This is a genomic window from Bacillus sp. AFS029533, assembly GCF_002585125.1.
In the GTDB taxonomy this organism is placed as follows: domain Bacteria; phylum Bacillota; class Bacilli; order Bacillales; family Bacillaceae_G; genus Gottfriedia; species Gottfriedia luciferensis_B.
The window spans coordinates 1-22,182 of record NZ_NUQC01000017.1; the positions used below are offsets into that span (position 1 = coordinate 1).

At 35.3% G+C, this 22,182-nt stretch carries 17 protein-coding genes and 1 riboswitch; of the genes, 16 read left to right on the plus strand and 1 reads right to left on the minus strand.

Translation table 11 applies throughout. The features are described from left to right. Positions 1–277: 277 nt before the first annotated feature. The 14 genes from COE53_RS09020 (at position 278) to purD (ending at position 18,712) form a co-directional block, all read left to right on the plus strand. Entirely contained in the window at positions 278–1,447 is a 1,170-nt protein-coding gene (locus COE53_RS09020) for a PRK06851 family protein (RefSeq protein WP_286162553.1), read from the plus strand. Between the two features lie 427 nt (positions 1,448–1,874). After that, entirely contained in the window at positions 1,875–5,393 is a 3,519-nt protein-coding gene (locus tag COE53_RS09025) for a S8 family serine peptidase (protein WP_098947859.1), read from the plus strand. A gap of 246 nt (positions 5,394–5,639) precedes the next feature. After that, positions 5,640–5,741: riboswitch (purine riboswitch) on the plus strand. A 133-nt stretch (positions 5,742–5,874) separates the two neighbouring features. After that, the gene (purE, locus tag COE53_RS09030) at positions 5,875–6,360 is read left to right on the plus strand and encodes a 5-(carboxyamino)imidazole ribonucleotide mutase (RefSeq protein WP_069032641.1); all 486 of its coding nucleotides are present in this window, start codon (positions 5,875–5,877) and stop codon (positions 6,358–6,360) included. After that, positions 6,357–7,505 carry a 5-(carboxyamino)imidazole ribonucleotide synthase gene (gene purK, locus COE53_RS09035; protein WP_098947861.1) on the plus strand — a complete coding sequence of 383 codons (1,149 nt, stop codon included), beginning with the start codon at positions 6,357–6,359 and terminating at the stop codon, positions 7,503–7,505. The genes purE and purK overlap by 4 nt, the downstream gene beginning before the upstream one ends. Continuing rightward, complete coding sequence (purB, locus tag COE53_RS09040; RefSeq protein ID WP_098947863.1) at positions 7,502–8,797, plus strand: adenylosuccinate lyase; 1,296 nt, start codon at positions 7,502–7,504, stop codon at positions 8,795–8,797. The genes purK and purB overlap by 4 nt, the downstream gene beginning before the upstream one ends. Before the next feature lie 114 nt (positions 8,798–8,911). Next, positions 8,912–9,634 (plus strand): phosphoribosylaminoimidazolesuccinocarboxamide synthase, encoded by a 723-nt coding sequence (gene purC / locus COE53_RS09045; protein WP_069032644.1) that lies wholly within the window; start codon positions 8,912–8,914, stop codon positions 9,632–9,634. After that, positions 9,622–9,876: a phosphoribosylformylglycinamidine synthase subunit PurS gene (gene purS / locus COE53_RS09050; protein WP_069032645.1), complete on the plus strand. Its 255-nt coding sequence runs from the start codon at positions 9,622–9,624 to the stop codon at positions 9,874–9,876. Before purC ends, purS begins: the two co-directional genes overlap by 13 nt. Next, the gene (gene purQ, locus COE53_RS09055; protein WP_069032646.1) at positions 9,873–10,556 is read left to right on the plus strand and encodes a phosphoribosylformylglycinamidine synthase subunit PurQ; all 684 of its coding nucleotides are present in this window, start codon (positions 9,873–9,875) and stop codon (positions 10,554–10,556) included. The genes purS and purQ overlap by 4 nt, the downstream gene beginning before the upstream one ends. Beyond that, positions 10,540–12,759 (plus strand): phosphoribosylformylglycinamidine synthase subunit PurL, encoded by a 2,220-nt coding sequence (purL, locus tag COE53_RS09060; protein ID WP_069032647.1) that lies wholly within the window; start codon positions 10,540–10,542, stop codon positions 12,757–12,759. The genes purQ and purL overlap by 17 nt, the downstream gene beginning before the upstream one ends. Beyond that, positions 12,744–14,156, plus strand: coding sequence for an amidophosphoribosyltransferase (purF, locus tag COE53_RS09065; protein WP_069032648.1), 1,413 nt, complete (start codon positions 12,744–12,746; stop codon positions 14,154–14,156). Before purL ends, purF begins: the two co-directional genes overlap by 16 nt. An 85-nt stretch (positions 14,157–14,241) precedes the next feature. Beyond that, positions 14,242–15,279 carry a phosphoribosylformylglycinamidine cyclo-ligase gene (purM, locus tag COE53_RS09070; RefSeq protein WP_091024723.1) on the plus strand — a complete coding sequence of 346 codons (1,038 nt, stop codon included), beginning with the start codon at positions 14,242–14,244 and terminating at the stop codon, positions 15,277–15,279. After that, positions 15,279–15,842, plus strand: a complete 564-nt coding sequence (purN, locus tag COE53_RS09075) for a phosphoribosylglycinamide formyltransferase (RefSeq protein WP_056474733.1) — start codon at positions 15,279–15,281, stop codon at positions 15,840–15,842. The genes purM and purN overlap by 1 nt, the downstream gene beginning before the upstream one ends. 49 nt (positions 15,843–15,891) lie before the next feature. Further along, a complete protein-coding gene (gene purH / locus COE53_RS09080) occupies positions 15,892–17,427 on the plus strand; it encodes a bifunctional phosphoribosylaminoimidazolecarboxamide formyltransferase/IMP cyclohydrolase (RefSeq protein WP_091024721.1) in 1,536 nt (511 codons plus the stop codon). Positions 17,428–17,446: 19 nt separating this feature from the next. Further along, complete coding sequence (purD, locus tag COE53_RS09085; protein ID WP_091024718.1) at positions 17,447–18,712, plus strand: phosphoribosylamine--glycine ligase; 1,266 nt, start codon at positions 17,447–17,449, stop codon at positions 18,710–18,712. Between the two features lie 109 nt (positions 18,713–18,821). Here purD and COE53_RS09090 read toward each other — a convergent pair whose 3' ends face one another. Beyond that, complete coding sequence (locus COE53_RS09090) at positions 18,822–19,079, minus strand: YgaP family membrane protein (RefSeq protein WP_069032652.1); 258 nt, start codon at positions 19,077–19,079, stop codon at positions 18,822–18,824. A 222-nt stretch (positions 19,080–19,301) separates the two neighbouring features. Between COE53_RS09090 and pcrB the strand changes: the two genes are divergently transcribed. After that, positions 19,302–20,000 carry a heptaprenylglyceryl phosphate synthase gene (pcrB, locus tag COE53_RS09095; protein ID WP_069032653.1) on the plus strand — a complete coding sequence of 233 codons (699 nt, stop codon included), beginning with the start codon at positions 19,302–19,304 and terminating at the stop codon, positions 19,998–20,000. Then, positions 20,000–22,177: a DNA helicase PcrA gene (gene pcrA / locus COE53_RS09100; protein WP_091024716.1), complete on the plus strand. Its 2,178-nt coding sequence runs from the start codon at positions 20,000–20,002 to the stop codon at positions 22,175–22,177. The genes pcrB and pcrA overlap by 1 nt, the downstream gene beginning before the upstream one ends. Positions 22,178–22,182: the final 5 nt, after the last annotated feature.

Below are 22,182 nucleotides of genomic sequence, written 5' to 3' on the forward strand. Positions count from 1 at the left end.
AGTAGAACGTCGCCTGGTAATCAAAAACATCAGCTATTAGGCTGATGTTTTTTTTGTGTTCAAATATGGAAATGTCAGTACTTATCAAGACTTTACGTATCGAGAGAATAAATCTGAAGTCTAAAAGACAAACTTAAGAATCACCAACAAGTTCCGATAAAAATAAAAAGGTTACTTTACTTTTGCTAAAAATAAATAAAGTAAACAATAATATTAATGCTGGGCAAACACCCTTAAATATAAATCTACATAACCTAGATTGAATGGAGGGAAAAAGATGAGAGGAAAAATACTCAATTATTATGCAGGAGGTAATACTGCAAAAGGGTTTTATAATCTCTATGACTCAGCTTTAGAGGATTTAGATAAACTATTCATTCTAAAAGGTGGTCCAGGTACTGGGAAATCAACTTTAATGAAAACAATTGGAGAATTGATTGTAAATAAAGGAATCGATATTGAATTTTTACATTGTTCTTCAGATACCAATTCAGTTGATGGCTTAATTATCCCGAAATTTCAAATAGGTATAGTGGACGGAACAGCACCACATGTAATTGAACCAAAAGCTCCAGGCGTTATTGAGGAATATGTGAATTTAGGTGTTGCTTGGGATTCTAAGAAATTATCCGTACACAAGGAAGCAATACTATCTCTAAATGCTGAAATTTCTAAGAAGTTTCAAACAGCATATAACACATTTGCGGCTTCATTAAGGGCTCATGATGAGATTGAAGAAATTTATATTTCCAATATGGACTTTTTAGAAGCTAATAAACTGACTGACGAATTGATAGCGTTATTTTATGGTAATGACAATAATACTGAAAAAGAATCCAAAGTAAAACATAGATTTTTAGGTGCAGCAACTCCAAGTGGTGCGGTTGATTATATTCAAAATTTAACAGAAGAAATCGAAAAGCGATATTTTATTAAAGGTAGAGCTGGTTCTGGGAAATCAACAATGTTAAAGAAGATAGCAGCTGCAGGAGAAGAGAGAGGCTTTGATGTAGAGATATATCATTGTGGATTTGATCCAAACAGTCTTGACATGGTAATTATTCCAGAAAAAGGAATTGCGATCTTTGACAGTACAGCACCACATGAATATTTTCCCGATCGTGAAAATGACGAAATTATTGATATGTACGAAAGATGTATTACGCCAGGAACAGATGAGAAATACGCCACTGAAATAGAAAGAACAACTAATTCATATAAAGATAAAATGAAAGAAGCAATATCGTATTTGGCGGAGGCTAAAGTCCTTAGAGACGAATTAGAAGCGATTTATATTAGTGCTATGGACTTTTCAAAAGTTGAAAAAATACAGTCTGAATTGATAGAGGAAATTGAAAGTATGATAAATAATAAACGTTTTTTATTTGGAAAAGGTGTAACCACATTGGTGCACCTTTTTTATTTTGGAAGAAGAGATTCATTATAAAACTATTAGTACTTTTTAATCATTTTTTACTGTGGTACTCGAGAAGATGGGTTAAATAAATTGAATATTCTACATATTTTCGCAAATTCCGTTTTAAATTAATCTATTTAATAAAAGAAATTCGACGCTTTTTTAGATTTTTCGTCTTATTATTTATCATTTTTACAACTAAGAATACCATTATAAAATTTTTTTGTAATTATTTGTAGAAAAAAGGCACTTCATTTCATAAGAATTTCCCCCAATTTACTTCGTTATATGTTGAATGTACATTTAAATTGTATTTTATTTTCTTACTTAATGGTAAGGGCTTAGGTTTAACCCAAATTGATCTCATTCTATATTTATTAAACTACTAACCTCTTAATCATAGTATTAAAGCAAATACATACTCGAATCAATACATTCGCAAAAAGGAGAGGAATAAATGAAATTCACTAAAATTATACCGTTTAAAGTAATGACTTCAGTGGCAATCTCATCTTTGATTTTCTCATCTTATACAGCACTTGCTGAAAATAATGATTCAACAACTCAAGCGGTTGAGGATCAAGTACCTCAATTACTAGACCAAAGTCCTAATGGTAAAGGAGACTTATATAAAGATAACCAAAAAGAAGTTTCTGAGAAAACTTATAAACCTACAGATAAAGTTCGATTTATTGTAGAAATTGAACAACCATCAACTTCCGAAACTTCTACAGTAAACAAAAAATCTCTATTTAAAGAAAAGCAAGACAAAGTAATCGAAGAAATTACAAAAAATAATAAGGATAAATCAAATTCACCTAAATTAAAACAACGCTTTTTTGAAGGGTTCAATGGATTTAGTGTGGAGACGGAATATCAAAATTTAAAAGAGATTAAATCGATTCCTGGTGTAATGAACGTAAGCGTGGCAAGAACATTCCACGAAACGATGGCTGCAAGTAAAGAGTTAGTACAAGCACAAAAAGTTTGGAATCAATATGGTTATCAAGGAGAAGGTTTACTTGTAGCAGTTGTAGACTCTGGTATCGATTATACTCATAAGGATATGACTTTGACTGAAAAGGGTAAACAAAAAGAGAAATTAACTCAAAGTGGAATTAAAGGTAAACTAGATGCTACATCTGTAAATGATGTTTGGTACACAGATAAAGTACCAACAGGCTATGATTGGGCTGATCATGATACAGATGTTATTCCTAGAGGCGATGGAAGTCCACACGGTACGCATGTAGCAGGTACGGTTGGTGCAAATGGTAACGATGCGACTGGCGGTGTTCAAGGAATCGCTCCTGGAACGCAATTATTGGCTGAGAAAGTATTCTCCGATACAGCAGGTGGTGCTTATGAGGATGACATTATCGCAGGTATAGAGCATGCAGTTACAATGGGTGCTGATGTAATCAATATGAGTTTAGGTGTTGATGCAGGTTTCGTGGGTGAGGATTTTGATCCGGTTCAAAAAGCAATTCGTTTAGCAACTGAACAAGGTACGCTTGTTGTAGTTGCAGCTGGTAACTCATCATATAGTACAAAGCATGGATTATTATATCCTTCAGCAATGCAGCCATATGCAGATAATCCGGATATTGGAACAGTAGGTGCACCCGGAGTAAGTCCATATGCTTTATCAGTTGCTTCTTATGAAAATACAAAAATGCATTTAAATACTCTAGGTGATGCTAATGGATTTAAACTACCTTTCCAAGACCAAACTATGTTTGCACCAAGTAAAAACTTTAAACTATCTAAAAACTTAACCCCAGGTCAAGAGTATGAAATGGTTTATGTAGGTGAAGGATCAAAGCTTACTGATTTTAGTACAAAAAATGTTGAAGGTAAAATTGTTGTAGCAAAAATGAATAATCAATATACATCATATTCGTTTGTTCAATTTAATGCCGCGAAATATAAAGCAAAGGCTGTTATTGTCGTTCCACCTACTAGTATGGGTGATTATCCATATATGAAATTTGCGGTTACTTCTATACCAGCTGCAACAACTGGTAAAGCTGTAGGACAAGAATTAATCGATAAGTTATCTAATAATCAAGTTGTAAAAATGAAACTTGCCGGAGATACTTGGATTGATAACCCAATTAAAGATACGATGTCTTATTTTTCATCATATGGAGCTCCAAGTACATTAGATTTTAAACCAGAAATGTCTGCTCCAGGTGGTAATATTTATTCAACTGTACCTGGAAATGATTATGAAGTAATGAGTGGTACATCAATGGCAACTCCTCATGTTGCAGGTGGTTCTGCGTTAGTATTACAGTCACTTTATGAAAAAGGATTACAACATTCAGAGAATACAGCTTTAAAAGCAAAAATTGCTTTAATGAACACATCAAAAATTGTAATGGATCCAAAAACAAATGGAGATGTTCCGTATTCGCCTCGCGTACAAGGCTCTGGTTTAATGCAAATACAAAATGCAATCAATACCCCAGTCGTTGTTACAAGTAGAAATACACCATTAGAGCAAGCTGGTGCAGTAGCTTTAAAAGAAATTGGACAAAACACAAGCTTTAAACTAAATGTAGATGCATTTGATGCTCCTAAAGGAAAAAATAATAGTGCTGATATCGAATACAATGTATACGTAGATTTGTTAAAAGATAAAACAGAAACGAAGCAATTTGACTTAGACAGTGATGGCACACTTGATTCTAAGGATTATTTAACTTTAACTAGTGAACGCATTGACGGTGCAGCGATTACAGTAAATGATAATAAAGTAACTTATAAAGATGGCTCGTTGCTTAAAATAAAGCCAGGTCAGTCAAAGATGCTGACAATTAATGTAAATCTACCAGAATCATTAGCGAAAAATAGTTTTGTTGAAGGATTCGTGCGATTAGTTCCGGTGGCAAAAGACGAAGATAAGGCTGTACCAATTTCAGTTCCTTACATGGGCTTTTATGGAAAATGGGATGAACCAAGAAATATTGATGCTCCTGCATGGGAAAAAGATGCATTTTTAGGATACACAGCTCTTTGGGATGGAACTTCAGAACGTTATCCTAAAGGATATAATTCTACAACGGGTACATTTGATCTTAGCAAAATTGCCATATCACCAAACTTCCATTTAAATGGAATTTATTCTTCATTTACAGCATTACGGAATTTAGCAAAAACAGAAATGTATATTGAAAATCAAAATGGTAAAGTGGTTAAATATTTAGGTGATTTTAGTGAATTTAACGGAACTCCATATAAATTCAGGAAAAATGTCATGTCGTTTGGAGATACAAGTTATAATGAACTTTATGCTTGGGACATGAAAGATGAGTCAGGAGAATTTGTTCCAGACGGGGATTATAAATATGTTATCCGAACAACTTTAGATTATCCAGGTGCAAAACCTCAAGAAGTGAAAATGCCAGTAAAAGTTGATTCAGTACTACCTAAAGTCACAGATATTAAAGTTACTCCTAAAGATGGTGGTAAGTATGAAATTTCCTGGAAGGGTACAGATGATGATAGTGGATATGCTGCATCAATGGTTTGGGTCAACGGTAACTACTATACACCAGGAGCAGCGCAATCAATGATAGTTAACGTTGAACCTAAGAGCATTGTTATTGGTGGAGCTGACAACGCATTTAATCACTCATACACAACTTGGGGCGATCAAAGTTCAAAATATATGAGTGAATGGATGGTTCTTTCAAACGGTAGCGTATATCCGACTAACAATATAAGTAAAAATAGAGTAGCATCAGTCGACTTCTTTGCTCAAAACAGAGTAGATTGGAAGTTCAATGTAAAAGATGCAAGTGGAAATATAGTAGATACTTTCGAATATAAAAATGAAAAAGAAATTCATACAAAGTGGATGCCAAAATCAGACTTACCAAACGGTACGTATTACATCTCTGCTGATGTCACAACAAAAGATGGATTCAAAGTAACTTCAACTCCGACTAAAGTAACAGTTCTTCAATAAAAGTCAATAATTGAAAAAGCTATCTTTCCCAATTATTATAGGGATAGATAGTTTTTTTGTTTTTCAATGATTCATTCGTTGTAAAAATCCGAATAAGAAATAAAAACATTATAGTTGCTATCAGTAATTTAATAAAAATAGACATCATAGAATGTAAAAAACCGAGCAAAACACGAACATTAAAATATTTTTTAAGAAAAACATTCATATTTTATTGAAAAAAGAGTTATAAATTGATACTATAGAGATAGGAAATTTAGCAAACCTCATATAAGTTTGGGAATATGGCCCAAAAGTTTCTACCTAGTAACCTTAAATTACTGGACTATGAGGGGAAGTTAATCACACGTGTACGTATTTAAGTATACGCCTAAGTAGATTATCTTTCCTCACCATAGAGGGATAAATCTATTTAGGCGTTTTTTGTTTAAAATTTATGATAAACATAAAAAAATAGCGAATAAACTTGGGGGATAAGCAGATGAAACCGGTGGTTGGTGTCATTATGGGGAGTACAAGTGATTGGGAAACAATGAAACATGCTTGTGATGTGTTAGAAGAGTTGAATATCAACTATGAGAAACGAGTTGTTTCGGCACATCGTACACCAGATTTAATGTTTGAGTATGCAGAATCAGCTAGAGAACGTGGTATTAAAGTAATTATTGCAGGTGCAGGCGGGGCTGCTCACTTACCAGGAATGGTAGCAGCAAAAACGACACTTCCAGTAATTGGTGTACCAGTACAATCAAAAGCTTTAAATGGATTAGATTCATTATTATCAATTGTACAAATGCCAGGTGGAGTACCTGTTGCGACTGTTGCAATTGGTAAAGCAGGTGCGACGAATGCAGGCTTACTTGCAGCTCAAGTATTAAGTATCCAAGATCAAGAAGTTTATTTAGCATTAGAAACTCGTCGTGAAAACACTACTAAACAAGTTCTAGAAAGCAGTGAGTCACTATGAATAGCAAAGTAATTCTACCAGGACAAACAATAGGAATCATCGGTGGAGGCCAACTTGGAAGAATGATGGCGCTTTCAGCGAAAGAGATGGGCTATAAAATAGCTGTTTTAGATCCTACTCCAAACTCGCCTTGTGGGCAAGTATCTGATATAGAGATTACGGCTGAGTATTCTAATATAGAAGCAATAAAACAGCTTGCGAAAGTAAGTGATGTTATAACATATGAATTTGAAAATATAGATGTAAACGCACTTGAGTATTTAGATGAACATTCTTATTTACCTCAAGGTAGTGAGTTATTAAAGCTAACAAGAAATAGATTAACTGAAAAAACAGCTATTCAAAATTTAGGCATTAAGGTTGCCCCATTTCGACTAGTAGAAAATGAAGAGCAATTTTCTGAAGCAGTTACGAAAATAGGTTTACCAGCTGTATTGAAAACGACAACAGGTGGTTATGACGGAAAAGGGCAAGTTGTTTTAAGATCTGAAGAAGACTTTGTTGAAGCGTTAGAACTTGTTAAAAAACAGCAATGTATTCTTGAGGGCTGGGTTCCTTTTGAAAAAGAATTGTCAATAATTGTCGCAAGAAATAGTAATGGAGAGGTAAGTACGTTTCCAATAGCAGAGAATGTTCATATAAATCAAATTTTGCATACTTCATCTGTACCAGCAAATACCTCAAAATTAGTAATAGAAACAGCAGAAAGCTATGCAAAAAAAGTAGCTAGCTCATTTCATCTTGTAGGTGTTTTAGCAATTGAGTTATTTGTAACAGAAGATGAGCAAGTTTATATTAATGAATTAGCTCCGCGTCCACATAATACAGGACACTATACAATGGAGGCAGTTGAAACTTCACAATTTAAGCAGCATATTCGAGCGGTTTGTAATTTACCATTAGGGAATACGGAATTACTAAAACCAGTTGTAATGGTGAATATATTAGGTGAACATGTTGAAGAAGTATTGAAAGTAATGCAAAATGATAGTACATTAAATGTCCATCTTTATGGTAAAGAAGAAAGCAAAAAAGGCCGTAAAATGGGACATATTAATATAATGGCAGCATCAACAGAACTAGCTATGCAAAAAGTACAAGAGTTAGGGATTTGGGAACAAAACCCGGTGGAGGTAAAAATATGATTGAACGTTATTCACGCCCAGAAATGGCAGCAATTTGGACAGAAGAAAACAAATTTAAGGCTTGGTTAGAAGTTGAAATCTTAGCATGTGAAGCATGGGCTGAATTAGGAGATATTCCTAAAGAAGACGTAAAGGTGTTACGTGAAAAAGCTTCTTTCGATATAAACCGAATTTATGAAATTGAAAAAGAAACACGTCATGACGTAGTTGCATTTACACGTGCAGTTTCTGAAACATTAGGCGACGAACGTAAATGGGTACATTATGGCTTAACATCAACTGATGTAGTAGACACGGCACTTTCATACTTACTACGTCAGGCAAATGATATCTTATTAAAAGATTTAGAGAATTTCATTGGAATTCTTGAAACGAAAGCTAAAGAACATAAGTACACAGTAATGATGGGACGTACTCACGGTGTACATGCAGAACCAACTACTTTTGGTTTGAAACTTGCATTATGGACTGAAGAAATGAAACGTAACTTAGATCGCTTTAAGAATGCGATTGAAACAGTTCGAGTAGGTAAAATCTCAGGCGCTGTTGGAACTTACGCAAATATTCCTCCATTTGTTGAAGAATATGTTTGTGAAAAGTTAGGAATTCAAGCAGCTCCAATTTCAACTCAAACTTTACAACGTGATCGTCATGCTCACTACATGGCAACATTATCTTTAATTGCAACTTCAATTGAAAAGTTTGCAACTGAAGTACGTGGATTACAAAAAAGTGAAACACGTGAAGTTGAAGAATTCTTTGCAAAAGGTCAAAAAGGCTCTTCTGCAATGCCACATAAACGTAATCCAATTGGATCTGAAAACATGACAGGTTTAGCTCGTGTAATTAGAGGTCACATGGTAACGGCTTATGAAAATGTATCACTTTGGCATGAAAGAGATATCTCACATTCATCTGCAGAAAGAATCATCTTACCAGATGCAACAATTCTTTTAAATTACATGTTAAATCGATTTGGAAATATAGTTAAAAACCTTACAGTATTCCCTGAGAATATGAAACGTAACATGGATCGTACTTACGGATTAATTTATTCTCAACGTGTACTTCTTGCTTTAATTGAAAAAGGAATGTCACGTGAAGAGGCTTATGATACTGTTCAACCAAAAGCAATGGAAGCTTGGGAAACTCAAGTTCAGTTTAAAGAGCTTGTAGAAGCAGAAGAAAAAATTACTTCTTTATTATCTCAAGAAGAAATTAATGATTGCTTTGACTACAGCTACCACTTAAGTCAAGTCGATACAATTTTTGAACGCTTAGGATTAAATTAATAAATATTGTTTGGCTAAGATTAGAGAAAAAAATTCTTAGCCAAACAATTCAAATAACAGATAAAGCAGAAATCTATTGGGTGTTTAAATGAGGATATGGGAGGCATTGTTAGCATGGCAGAGCAAGTAATGTTATATGAGGGAAAAGCAAAAAGAATTTTCTCAACTGAGAATCCTGAAATTGTAAGAGTTGTGTACAAAGATTCAGCAACTGCATTTAACGGTGAAAAGAAAGCAGAAATTGCCGGTAAAGGTCGCTTGAATAATGCAATTACTAGTTTACTATTTTCAAAGTTAATGGAATCAGGTATTGCATCTCATTTCGTAGAAAAAACATCAGAACTTGAACAACTTGTAAAACGAGTAACAATTGTACCAATTGAAGTAGTTGTTAGAAATATCGTTGCTGGTAGCTTATCGAAACGCATGGGTTTAGATGAAGGTGTTAAGTTAGAAAAGCCAATCATTGAGTTTTATTACAAACGTGATGACTTAGGTGATCCAATTATTAATGAAGATCACATCGCTGCACTTAAACTAGCAACAACTGAAGATCTTGAAACAATTAAAGAGATTGCTCTCCGTGTTAATGATGTACTAGTAGAACAGTTTAATGCATGTAATGTTCGATTAGTTGATTTTAAATTAGAGTTTGGCAAATTAAATGATGGAACAATTTTGTTAGCAGATGAGATTTCACCAGATACTTGCCGATTATGGGATAAAGATACAAACGCAAAATTTGATAAAGATGTATTCCGTAGAGATTTAGGTAACTTAACAGATGGATACGAAGAAATTTTAAAACGCTTAGGGGGATTATCATGTTCAAAGTAAGAGTATTCGTTACATTAAGAGAAAGTGTTTTAGATCCACAAGGAAATGCAGTTAAAAATGCACTTCATAGCATGAATTTTAGCGAAGTTCAAGATGTTCGTATCGGTAAATATATGGAATTATTAATTGATAAAAATGTTGCAGATTTAGATACTACAGTAAAAGAAATGTGTGAAAAGTTATTAGCAAACATCGTAATTGAAGATTACCGTTATGAGGTAGAGGAGGTAGTCGCACAGTGAAGTTTGCAGTAATTGTGTTCCCGGGCTCAAATTGTGATGTTGATATGTATCATGCAATCAAAGATGAGTTAGGCGAAGAAGTAGAATACGTATGGCATGATTCAACGAATTTAGATGAATTTGATGGTATCTTATTACCAGGTGGCTTCTCATATGGAGATTACTTACGCTCTGGCGCAATTGCAGGTTTTGCAAACGTGATGGATGCCGTGAAGAAAGCTGCTGCTGAAGGTAAACCAGTATTTGGCGTTTGTAATGGATTCCAAATCCTAACTGAAGCAGGTCTACTACCAGGTACTCTTAGACGTAATGAGAAATTAAAATTTATGTGTAAACAAGTTGAGCTTGTTGTTGAAAACAATGAATCAATGTTTACAACTGGTTATGAAAAAGGTCAAGTAATTACTGTGCCAATCGCACATGGTGAAGGAAATTACTATTGCGATCAAGAAACATATGAATCACTTAAAAATAATAATCAGATAATTTTCCGTTATCAAAATAATCCGAACGGTAGTTTAGATGATATCGCAGGAATTGTTAATGAAAAAGGAAATGTATTAGGTATGATGCCACACCCTGAGCGTGCAGTTGATGCATTATTAGGTAGTGCAGACGGACTTCAACTATTTCGTTCGATTGTAAGAAACTGGAGGGAAAACCATGTCGTTACTTCTTGAGCCAAATCCAATTCAAATTGAAAATGATAGAATTTATGCCACTATGGGCTTAACTGATGAAGAGTTTCAATTAGTCAAATCAATTATTGGTCGCAATCCGAACTATACAGAGCTTGGATTATTCTCAGTAATGTGGTCTGAACATTGTAGTTATAAAAACTCAAAACCTTTATTACGTAAATTCCCAATAAGCGGTGAGCATGTTTTACAAGGACCAGGTGAAGGAGCAGGTATTGTTGATATTGGCGATGAGCAAGCTGTAGTATTTAAAATCGAAAGCCATAATCATCCTTCTGCAATTGAACCATACCAAGGTGCTGCAACTGGTGTAGGTGGAATTATTCGTGATGTATTTTCAATGGGAGCACGTCCTGTTGCACTTCTAAATTCTTTACGATTTGGTGAATTAGAAACTCCAAGAGTTAAGTATTTATTTGAAGAAGTAGTTGCAGGTATTGCTGGATATGGAAACTGTATTGGTATTCCAACAGTTGGTGGAGAAGTAAACTTCGATCCATGTTACGAAGGCAATCCTTTAGTAAATGCAATGTGTGTTGGATTGATCAATCATAAAGATATTAAAAAAGGTCAAGCGCACGGTGCTGGAAATACAGTAATGTACGTTGGTGCTTCTACTGGTCGTGACGGAATTCATGGTGCAACTTTTGCTTCTGAAGAGTTATCTGATGCATCTGATGAGAAACGCCCAGCGGTACAAGTAGGCGATCCATTTATGGAAAAGTTATTACTTGAAGCATGTTTAGAAGTTGTTCAAAATGATGCTCTTGTTGGTATTCAAGATATGGGCGCAGCTGGATTAACTTCTTCATCTGCTGAGATGGCTTCAAAAGCAGGAATGGGAATTGAGATGAATCTTGATTTAGTTCCTCAACGTGAAGCGGGTATGACAGCTTACGAAATGATGCTATCTGAATCTCAAGAACGTATGTTACTAGTTGTAGAAAAAGGTAGAGAGCAAGAAATCGTAGACTTATTTGAAAAGTATGATTTACATGCTGTTTCTGTAGGACGCGTTACAGATGATAAGATGCTTCGCTTACTTCATAAAGGTGAGGTTGTAGCTGAATTACCTGTAGATGCTCTTGCTGAAGAAGCTCCAGTATATCATAAGCCATCAACTGAACCTGCATATTATGGTGAGTTCCAAGCGATGGAAAACTATATTCCTGAAATTAGTGATTCAAAAGAAACGTTAAAACAATTACTTTCTCAACCTACAATCGCAAGTAAAGAGTGGGTTTACGGTCAGTATGATTATATGGTTCGTACAAATACAGTAGTTGCTCCAGGTTCAGATGCTGCAGTAATCAGAATTCGTGATACTAAAAAAGCTCTAGCAATGACAACTGACTGTAATGCACGCTACTTATATTTAGATCCTGAAGTTGGTGGGAAAATTGCAGTAGCAGAAGCAGCTCGTAATGTAGTTTGTTCAGGAGCTCGTCCACTTGCAATTACAGATTGCTTAAACTTCGGAAATCCTGAAAAACCTGAGATTTTCTGGCAGTTAGAAAAAGCAACAGATGGTATGAGTGAAGCTTGTAATGTATTAAGTACTCCTGTAATCGGTGGTAACGTATCATTATATAACGAAACAAATGGTGAAGCAGTTTACCCAACTCCTGTAGTTGGTATGGTAGGTCTAATTGAAGACGTCGAGCATATCACGACTCAAAACTTTAAAACTGCTGGCGATTTAATTTATGTAATCGGTGGAGCAGAAGCTGAATTCGGTGGAAGTGAGCTTCAAAAATTATTAAATGGCAAAATCTTTGGTAAAGCACCAAGTATTGATTTAGCTGTTGAATCTAGTCGCCAAGAGCAAATTCTTGCTGCTATTCAAGCAGGTGTAGTTGCTTCAGCACACGATATTTCTGAAGGTGGTTTAGCTGTAGCGATTGCAGAAAGCACATTTGGTCCGTCAGAAGTTGGTGCAACGATTACGATTGAAGGAAATGAAGTAGTTTCATTATTTAGTGAAACTCAATCACGTTTCTTACTTTCAGTTAAACCTGAACATAAAGAACAATTCGAAGCATTAGTAGATGCAAAGTTAATCGGTACAGTTACAGAAGAAACATCAGTAACAGTTCGTAATGAAAACAATGAAACAGTTCTTCATGCTTCGGTTGAGGAACTGAAACAAGCTTGGAAAGAGGCGATCCCATGCTTGCTGAAATAAAAGGACTAAACGAAGAGTGTGGAATATTTGGAATTTGGGGGCATACTGATGCTGCCCAAATCTCCTACTATGGTCTTCATAGTTTGCAACATAGAGGCCAAGAAGGAGCTGGAATTGTTGTAACGAATGGAAATGAACTTGAAGGTGCAAAGGGGCTTGGCTTAATAACAGAGGTTTTCAGTAAAGGTCAATTAAATGATTTACACGGAAAAGCTGCTATTGGTCATGTTCGTTATGCAACTGCAGGCGGAGGCGGTTATGAAAATGTTCAGCCTCTATTATTCCAATCGCATACTGGAAGCATTGCTCTTGCTCATAATGGTAATTTAGTAAATGCTTCAAGATTACGTAAAGACTTAGAGATGCAAGGTAGTATTTTTCAAACTACTTCTGATACTGAAGTTCTTGCTCATTTAATTAAACGTAATGGCTCTGCTCCATTAAAAGATAGCATTAAAGCATCTTTAAATATGATCAAAGGAGCTTTCGCTTACTTAGTTCTAACAAAAGATGCAATGTATGTTGCACTAGATCCAAATGGCTTTAGACCTTTGGCGTTAGCTAAACTAGGTGACGCTTATGTTGTAGCTTCAGAGACGTGTGCATTTGATGTAGTCGGAGCAAAATATATCCGTGATATTAATCCGGGAGAATTACTGATTATTTCAGACAATGGAGTGGAAACTGATCAGTTTACTTCATCTGTTAATCACACAATTTGTAGCATGGAATATATTTATTTCTCTCGTCCTGATAGTAATATTGATAATATCAATGTTCATGCCGCACGTAAAAATATGGGGCGTGTATTAGCTAATGAAGCTCCTGTTGAAGCAGACGTAGTAATCGGTGTTCCCGATTCAAGTATTTCTGCAGCAGTTGGTTACGCAGAAGAATCTGGTATTCCATATGAACTTGGATTGATTAAAAATCGCTACGTAGCTCGTACATTTATTCAACCTTCTCAAGAACTTAGAGAGCAAGGGGTTAAGATGAAACTTTCTCCAGTTCGTTCGATCGTTGAAGGGAAACGAGTAGTAATGGTAGATGATTCAATCGTTCGTGGAACGACAAGCCGCCGAATCGTACAAATGTTACGTGATGCAGGTGCAAGTGAAGTTCATGTTCGTATTGGCGCACCACCATTGAAAAATCCTTGCTATTACGGTATTGACACTTCAACAAGAGAAGAGTTAATTGCTGCAACTAATACAATAGAAGAAATTTGCGAAGAAATTGGTGCAGATTCATTAGAATTTATTAGTTTAGAAGGATTATTAAATGCAATTGGTCGAAATCATGAGGGACCAAATAGAGGGCAATGTACTGCTTGTTTTACAGGGAAGTATCCAACAGTAATCTATGATGAAAATGAGTTAGTACATTCTCATAATTAATAGTAAAAAACAGAGGCGGTGAGCAAAGTCGCCGCCTCTTCTCAATTGAATCTTTTCATAAGGAACTGAAAGGGGAAATCATCACATGGCGAATGCATATAAACAAGCTGGAGTAGATATCGAAGCTGGCTATGAAGCAGTGAACAGAATGAAGAAACACGTTCAAAAAACAATGCGTCAAGAAGTTCTTGGTGGATTAGGAGGATTTGGAGGAATGTTTGATCTTTCCAAATTCAACTATAAAGAACCAGTTCTTGTATCAGGGACAGATGGAGTAGGAACAAAATTAAAATTAGCTTTCCAAATGGACCGTCACGATACGATTGGCATTGATGCAGTCGCGATGTGTGTGAATGATATTGTGGTTCAAGGAGCGGAGCCTTTATTTTTCCTAGATTACTTAGCAGTGGGCAAGGCTGTACCTGAACGAATTGAGCAAATTGTAAAAGGTGTATCTGATGGCTGCGTCCAAGCAGGCTGCGCTTTAGTCGGAGGAGAAACTGCAGAAATGCCTGGTATGTATCCAGAAGATGAATATGACGTTGCTGGTTTTGCAGTAGGAATTGCTGACAAGTCGAAGCTTGTAACAGGTCAAAACATTAAAGAAGGAGATATCTTATTAGGAATCTCATCAAACGGGATCCATAGTAATGGATATTCTCTAGTTCGTAAGGTTTTATTAGAAAAAGGTGGCTTAACACTTGATCAACATATTGATAAATTAGGTCATACTTTAGGCGAAGAACTACTACGTCCAACTAAAATTTATGTAAAACCAATCTTAAATGTACTAAAAAAGTTTGAAGTAAAAGGTATGGCACATATTACTGGCGGTGGGTTTATTGAAAATATCCCAAGAATGCTTCCAGAAGGAATCGGTGCAGAAATAGATTACGGTTCATGGCCAATCCAACCAATCTTTGATTTATTAGAAGAGATTGGTGAATTGAAGCGCGAAGAAATGTTCAATATTTTTAATATGGGTATTGGTATGGTTCTTGCGGTTAGTGAAGAGAACTTCCATGACACTATTAAACTATTAGAAGAAGACGGAGAAAAAGTATTTATTATCGGACGAACAAAAGCTGGTGAAGGTGTAACCTTTGGCGGAGGTTCTCTGTAATGAAGAAGATTGCCGTATTTGCTTCAGGAAATGGCAGCAACTTTCAAGCCATTCTTGATGCAACTCTAAGCGGAGAAGTGAATGCTGAAGTGAAATTACTTGTTTGTGATCGTCCAAATGCATTTTGTATCGAGCGAGCAAAGCAAGCAAATATACCATCATTTATATTTTCAGCGAAAAACTATGAATCAAAAGAGCAATATGAAGGTGAAATTATTGCCCATCTAAAAGAGTTAAATGTCGAATTTATCGTATTAGCTGGCTATATGAGATTGATTGGTCCGACAATTTTAGACTCATTTCCTGGGAAAATAGTAAATATTCATCCTTCATTTCTACCATTATTTCCTGGAAAAGACGCAATTGGACAAGCTCTCCTAGCAGGTGTCGAATCGACTGGTGTAACGGTTCATTATGTCGATGAAGGAATGGATACTGGTCCAATTATTGCGCAAGAAGAAATTCTGATTGAAAAGGGAGATTCTAAGGAGTCTCTTGAGCAGAAGGTTCATAGTGTCGAGCATGTTTTATATGTGCAAACACTAAAAAAATTGTTTAGTTAATCAGATTAGATATAGAGCATGAAATCGATTAGATAGGGGAATGTATATCATGAAAAAACGAGCTTTAGTTAGCGTTTCAGATAAACAAGGGATTATTGAATTTGTAAGTGGGTTAATTAAACATGATTTTGAAGTTATTTCAACAGGTGGAACTTATAATTTATTAAAAGATGCTGGATTAAATGTAATTGGTATTTCAGAAGTAACTAACTTTCCAGAAATTATGGATGGACGTGTAAAAACATTACATCCTTCAATTCACGGAGGTTTACTAGGTGTTCGTTCAAATGAAGAACATATGCGTCAAATGAACGAGTTAGGTATTCAGCCAATTGATTTAGTTTGTGTAAATTTATATCCGTTTAAAGAAACGATCATGAAGCCTGATGTTACATTTGAAGATGCAATTGAAAATATCGATATCGGTGGCCCTACAATGCTTCGTTCAGCAGCTAAAAATCATGAATTTGTATCTGTAGTAGTTGACCCAACAGATTATGAAGTGATTTTAACTGAGTTAGCTGAAAATAATACAGTTTCTATTGATACGAATCGTCGATTAGCTGCTAAAGTTTTCCGTCATACTGCAGCTTATGATTCATTAATTTCTAATTATTTAACAGAGCAAGTAGGAGAAGAAAATCCTGAGAGCTATACTGTTACTTACGAATTAAAACAATCTTTACGTTATGGTGAAAATCCTCACCAAAAAGCGACATTCTATCGTGCTCCAATGCCAACAGTTTCGTCTATTGCTTATGCAGAGCAATTACATGGTAAAGAGCTTTCTTATAACAATATTAATGACGCTAATGAAGCATTAAATATTGTACGAGAATTCTCAAATCCAGCTGTTGTCGCTGTAAAACACATGAATCCTTGTGGAGTAGGCGAAGGCACTACAATTGAAGAAGCTTATGATCGTGCTTATACTGCAGATCCAGTTTCAATTTTTGGAGGAATTATTGCGACAAACCGTGAAGTTGACGCTGCAACTGCTAAGAAAATGCACGAATTATTCTTAGAAATTATTATCGCTCCTTCATTCAGTGAAGAAGCTTTAGAAATCTTAACTAGTAAAAAGAACTTACGTTTATTAACAGTAGACTTAGAGACTAAACCTACGTTTGCACCTAAATTAACGACAGTTCATGGTGGCTTATTACGTCAAGATATGGATACATTTGGATTAGATGATGCAACAATTACAGTTCCTACAAAACGTCAACCGACTGAAGAAGAGTGGGAGAATTTAAAATTAGGTTGGAAAGTTGTAAAACATGTTAAATCAAATGCAATTGTTTTAGCGAAGGATCATATGACAATCGGTGTTGGTGCAGGTCAAATGAACCGTGTTGGAGCTGCAAAAATCGCGATTGAACAAGCTGGCGAAAAATCAAATGGCGCGGCGTTAGCTTCCGATGCATTTTTCCCTATGAATGATACAGTAGAAGCAGCGGCTAAAGCTGGTATTACAGCAATTATTCAACCGGGCGGATCAATCAAGGATGAAGATTCAATTAAAAAAGCTGATGAATATGGAATTGCAATGGTCTTTACAGGGGTTCGTCACTTTAAACATTAAGAAATAAGGAGATGACAAGATGAAAGTATTAGTCATTGGTCGCGGAGGCCGTGAGCATACAATTGCTTGGAAGGTAAATCAATCGGAGAATGTAACAGACGTATTTGTTGCTCCAGGAAACGATGGAATGATTGATGTTGCAACACTTGTCAATATTGATGAAAGTGACCATGAAGCACTTATTGCATTTGCAAAAAAGGAAGAAATTGATTTAACAATCGTTGGTCCTGAAGTGCCTTTAATGAACGGAATTGTAAATGATTTTCGTGCTGCTAATTTAAAGATATTTGGTCCAACTAAAGAAGCGGCAATTATTGAAGGAAGTAAAAGCTTTACAAAGGATTTAATGAAAAAATACGCTATCCCGACTGCAGCATATGAAACATTTACTAATTTTGAAGAAGCAAAAGCATATGTTGAAAAAGTTGGTGCACCAATCGTTATTAAAGCTGACGGTTTAGCAGCTGGTAAAGGTGTAGTTGTAGCGATGACAATTGAAGAAGCAATCATAAGCCTTCATGACATGCTACTTGATGAAAAGTACGGCGATGCAAGTGCATCTGTAGTAATTGAAGAATATTTGGAGGGCGAAGAATTCTCGTTAATGTCGTTTGTTAACGGAAATAAGGTTTATCCTATGGTAATCGCTCAAGACCATAAACGTGCTTATGATGGAGACAAAGGACCTAATACGGGTGGTATGGGTGCTTATTCGCCAGTACCACAAATCTCAGAGTCAGTTGTTGAACAATCTTTAAAAGAAATAGTAGTACCAGTCGCAGAAGCAATGATTTCTGAAGGAAGGGATTTTACTGGAATACTTTATGCTGGTTTAATGTTAACAAGCCAAGGACCTAAAGTAATCGAGTTTAATGCAAGATTTGGAGATCCAGAGACAGAAGTTGTATTGCCTCGTTTAGAGAGTGAGTTAGCTGAAGTGTTATTAGGCATATTGAATGAAGAAGAAATCCATTTAGAATGGTCAGAGGAAGCTGTTGTTGGAGTTGTACTTGCTGCAAATGGATATCCTGAAGTTCCTGAAAAAGGCGCTGTAATATCTGGATTAAATAATGTAAGTAATGAAACAATGGTTTTCCACGCAGGTACAAAGCTTGAAAGTAATGAATATGTTACAAATGGTGGAAGAGTATTAATTATTGCACATAAAGGAAGCTCCATTAATGAAGCTTGCGAAAATGTATATAAGCAAATTGATACGATTCAATCAACAGGTTTATTCTATCGCCACGATATAGGGCATAAAGCAATTAAAGTAAATAATTAGCAAGAAAGGGTCGTCATTTATGATTAATGACGACCCTATTTCTTGTTAAAATAAGAACTAGTGTTCTATTTTTGTCTATACAATCTACTCCATTTTTGATAAACTACTTTTATGAAGGTTGAATATAATCTTCGAATGTATCTCCCTCGTCGTGTTTATCTGCCATAATCTTACATTTCTTACCTAGAGCAGTCATTGGGCAAAAACGTAATACTCCCTCTGCAACTTTCATGGCACCGATTATGATTAAAATGATGACAGAATTACTACATCTTCTGCGTGTGAGCTTTGCTGTGCCATAAGCTAAAATTGTTAAGCCAGCAGTTATACGTATAAGTGCATTTATAATGCTAATATTTGGTCTCAAAAGAAACTCCCCTTATAATAAGTATCAGTGACTACATCACTCTTTACCATTTTTCCCTTTAATTGTTTCAATATCATAGGAAACAATTAGCATTAATTACTTAAAATGGGGACGTAGGGTTACTTTTCCTTTTTAATAAGATACAATACATTTATATTTTTGATAAAAAGTACTTAATAAAAATAGATAAATTAATGTTAAAAAACAATTCCGGAGGACAAAATGTACGATTATTCACAATGGAATCACATATTTAAATTAGATCCAAACAAAGAAATCTCTGATGATGAATTAGAAAAAATTTGTGAGTCAGGAACGGATGCAATTTTAGTTGGTGGAACGGACGATGTAACGTTAGATGCTACGATATCTTTACTAGTTAGAATAAGACGCTATGCAGTACCATGTATTTTAGAGGTATCAAATCTTGAAGCCGTAACTCCAGGTTATGATTTCTATTTTATCCCGACAGTTTTAAATAGTAATGATCCAAAGTGGATTATTGGAATGCATCAACAAGCAATGAAAGAATTTGCTCATTTAGTTCATGCTGAAGAATTGGTGATGGAAGGTTATTGTATATTAAATGAAGATTGTAAAGCTGCAAAGCTGACAAGTGCAGTGACAGATCTTTCAATAGAAGATATTGTAGCTTATGCGGAAGTTTCTGAGCAATTATTAAAATTACCAATTTTTTATTTAGAATATAGTGGCACATATGGTTCACCCCAGGTGGTAGAAGAAGTATCAACAGTATTAAACAATACGAAATTATTCTATGGTGGGGGAATATCATCAGCTCAACAAGCAATTGAGATGAAGCAATTTGCTGATACGATTGTTGTTGGGAACATTATATATGATAACTTACAAGAGGCTTTACTTACTGTGAAAGCTGTGAAAGAAGGAGCGACGAAGTAATGAAAACAGCAGAAGAATTATTGCAAGGTTTAAATCCAATGCAAAAAGAAGCCGTTAAAACGGTTGATGGTCCTTTATTAATTATGGCTGGAGCAGGTTCAGGTAAGACTCGAGTACTAACTCATCGAATTGCGTATTTATTAGGCGAAAAAGGTGTTGCTCCTTGGAATATACTTGCAATCACATTTACAAATAAAGCAGCTAGAGAGATGCGAGAGCGTATATTTAATCTAGTTGGAAAAGATGCAGAAGATATTTGGGTTTCAACATTCCACTCAATGTGTGTGCGAATTCTTCGTAGAGATATTGATCGTATTGGCTTCAATAGAAGCTTTTCTATATTAGATACAACTGACCAATTAACAGTCATAAAAAATATCCTTAAAGAGAAAAACTTAGATTCAAAGAAATTTGATCCACGTAGCATTTTAGGTTCTATTAGTAGTGCAAAAAATGAACTACAAACTGCTACAGATTATTCAAGAGATGCTTTTACTCCATATGAAAAAGTTGTTGGAGAAATATATGCATCTTATCAAGATCGACTACGTAAAAACCATTCTTTAGATTTCGATGATCTAATTATGATGACAATTAATTTGTTTGAACGCGTTCCAGAAGTATTACAATATTATCAACGAAAATTTCAATATATTCACGTGGATGAGTATCAAGATACAAACCATGCCCAATATAAAATTGTAAAATTACTTGCCGAGCAATTCAAAAATATTTGCGTGGTAGGTGATTCAGACCAATCGATTTATCGCTGGCGTGGAGCAGATATTTCTAATATTCTTTCATTTGAAAAAGATTATGATAAAGCACAAGTAATTCTGTTAGAACAAAATTACCGTTCGACTCAAACGATTCTTGATGCTGCTAACGCGGTTATTACGAACAATTCAAACCGTAAAGCGAAAAAGCTTTGGACAGAAAATGGACAAGGCACACCGATACATTATTTTAGAGCTGCCTCAGAACAGGACGAAGGATATTTTGTAGCTGGAAAGCTAGCCGAGTGGAAAAAAGAAGGAGTTCATCAATATGGTGATGTTGCTATTCTTTATCGTACGAATGCGCAATCACGTGCAATGGAGGAAGTTTTAGTTAAGTCTAATATTCCTTATAAAATGGTCGGCGGAGTAAAGTTCTATGATCGTAAAGAGATTAAAGATATACTTGCTTACTTAAGATTTATTGCCAATCCAGATGACGAGATCAGTTTTTCAAGAATCATTAATGTGCCAAAACGTGGTGTAGGCGCGGCGTCTGTAGATAAAATTATTAACTATAGCATAATGAATGACTTATCTTTATCTGATACGTTAGAGCAAATTGATTTCGTTGGATTAAGTGGAAAAATTACGAAAGCAGTTGGAGATTTCCATGCTATGGCGAAAAACTGGCAGCAAATGTTGGATTATTTATCAGTTACGGAGCTTGTTGAGGAAGTTCTTGATAAAACAGGTTATATCCAAGTGTTAAAAGATGAAAATACTATTGAATCTGCTTCTAGAATCGAAAATATTGAAGAGTTTTTAACAGTTACAAATGCTTTTGAAGAAAGCAGTGAGGATAAAAGTTTAGTATCATTTTTAACTGATTTAGCATTAGTATCTGATATCGACCAAGCGGATAAAGAAGAGTCACAAGCGGATGAAGTTATCCTTATGACGCTTCACTCTGCAAAAGGATTAGAGTTCCCAGTAGTCTTTCTAATCGGATTGGAAGAAGGTATTTTCCCGCATAGTCGTTCTTTAATGGACGAAGAAGAAATGGAAGAAGAAAGAAGATTAGCATATGTAGGTATAACACGTGCGGAAAAAGATTTATATATTACGAATGCACAAACACGTACACTTTATGGTCGTACTAGTGTAAACCAAGAATCTCGCTTTATTAATGAAATTCCTGATGAACTATTAGATCGTGCTAATAAGAAAGTAGTAACAGAGCGCCGTGCTGTTTCTAGACCAGCAGTGGCAATGAAAACAACAGGTGGAGAGTCACTCGGTTGGAGAGTTGGAGATAAAGCCTCTCATGGTAAATGGGGAATTGGTACAGTTGTAAGTGTAAAAGGAGAAGGCGAAGCAATGGAGTTAGATATTGCATTCCCAAGTCCAGTTGGTATTAAGCGTTTATTAGCAAAATTTGCTCCTATTACGAAAGCATAAAAGGG

Bases quoted from the DNA above. Each gene is read 5' to 3' on its own strand.
- COE53_RS09020 (WP_286162553.1), top strand. From the start codon at position 278: ATGAGAGGAAAAATACTCAATTATTATGCAGGAGGTAATACTGCAAAA.
- COE53_RS09025 (WP_098947859.1), top strand. From the start codon at position 1,875: ATGAAATTCACTAAAATTATACCGTTTAAAGTAATGACTTCAGTGGCA.
- purE (WP_069032641.1), top strand. From the start codon at position 5,875: ATGAAACCGGTGGTTGGTGTCATTATGGGGAGTACAAGTGATTGGGAA.
- purK (WP_098947861.1), top strand. From the start codon at position 6,357: ATGAATAGCAAAGTAATTCTACCAGGACAAACAATAGGAATCATCGGT.
- purB (WP_098947863.1), top strand. From the start codon at position 7,502: ATGATTGAACGTTATTCACGCCCAGAAATGGCAGCAATTTGGACAGAA.
- purC (WP_069032644.1), top strand. From the start codon at position 8,912: ATGGCAGAGCAAGTAATGTTATATGAGGGAAAAGCAAAAAGAATTTTC.
- purS (WP_069032645.1), top strand. From the start codon at position 9,622: ATGTTCAAAGTAAGAGTATTCGTTACATTAAGAGAAAGTGTTTTAGAT.
- purL (WP_069032647.1), top strand. From the start codon at position 10,540: ATGTCGTTACTTCTTGAGCCAAATCCAATTCAAATTGAAAATGATAGA.
- purF (WP_069032648.1), top strand. From the start codon at position 12,744: ATGCTTGCTGAAATAAAAGGACTAAACGAAGAGTGTGGAATATTTGGA.
- purM (WP_091024723.1), top strand. From the start codon at position 14,242: ATGGCGAATGCATATAAACAAGCTGGAGTAGATATCGAAGCTGGCTAT.
- purN (WP_056474733.1), top strand. From the start codon at position 15,279: ATGAAGAAGATTGCCGTATTTGCTTCAGGAAATGGCAGCAACTTTCAA.
- purH (WP_091024721.1), top strand. From the start codon at position 15,892: ATGAAAAAACGAGCTTTAGTTAGCGTTTCAGATAAACAAGGGATTATT.
- purD (WP_091024718.1), top strand. From the start codon at position 17,447: ATGAAAGTATTAGTCATTGGTCGCGGAGGCCGTGAGCATACAATTGCT.
- pcrB (WP_069032653.1), top strand. From the start codon at position 19,302: ATGTACGATTATTCACAATGGAATCACATATTTAAATTAGATCCAAAC.
- pcrA (WP_091024716.1), top strand. From the start codon at position 20,000: ATGAAAACAGCAGAAGAATTATTGCAAGGTTTAAATCCAATGCAAAAA.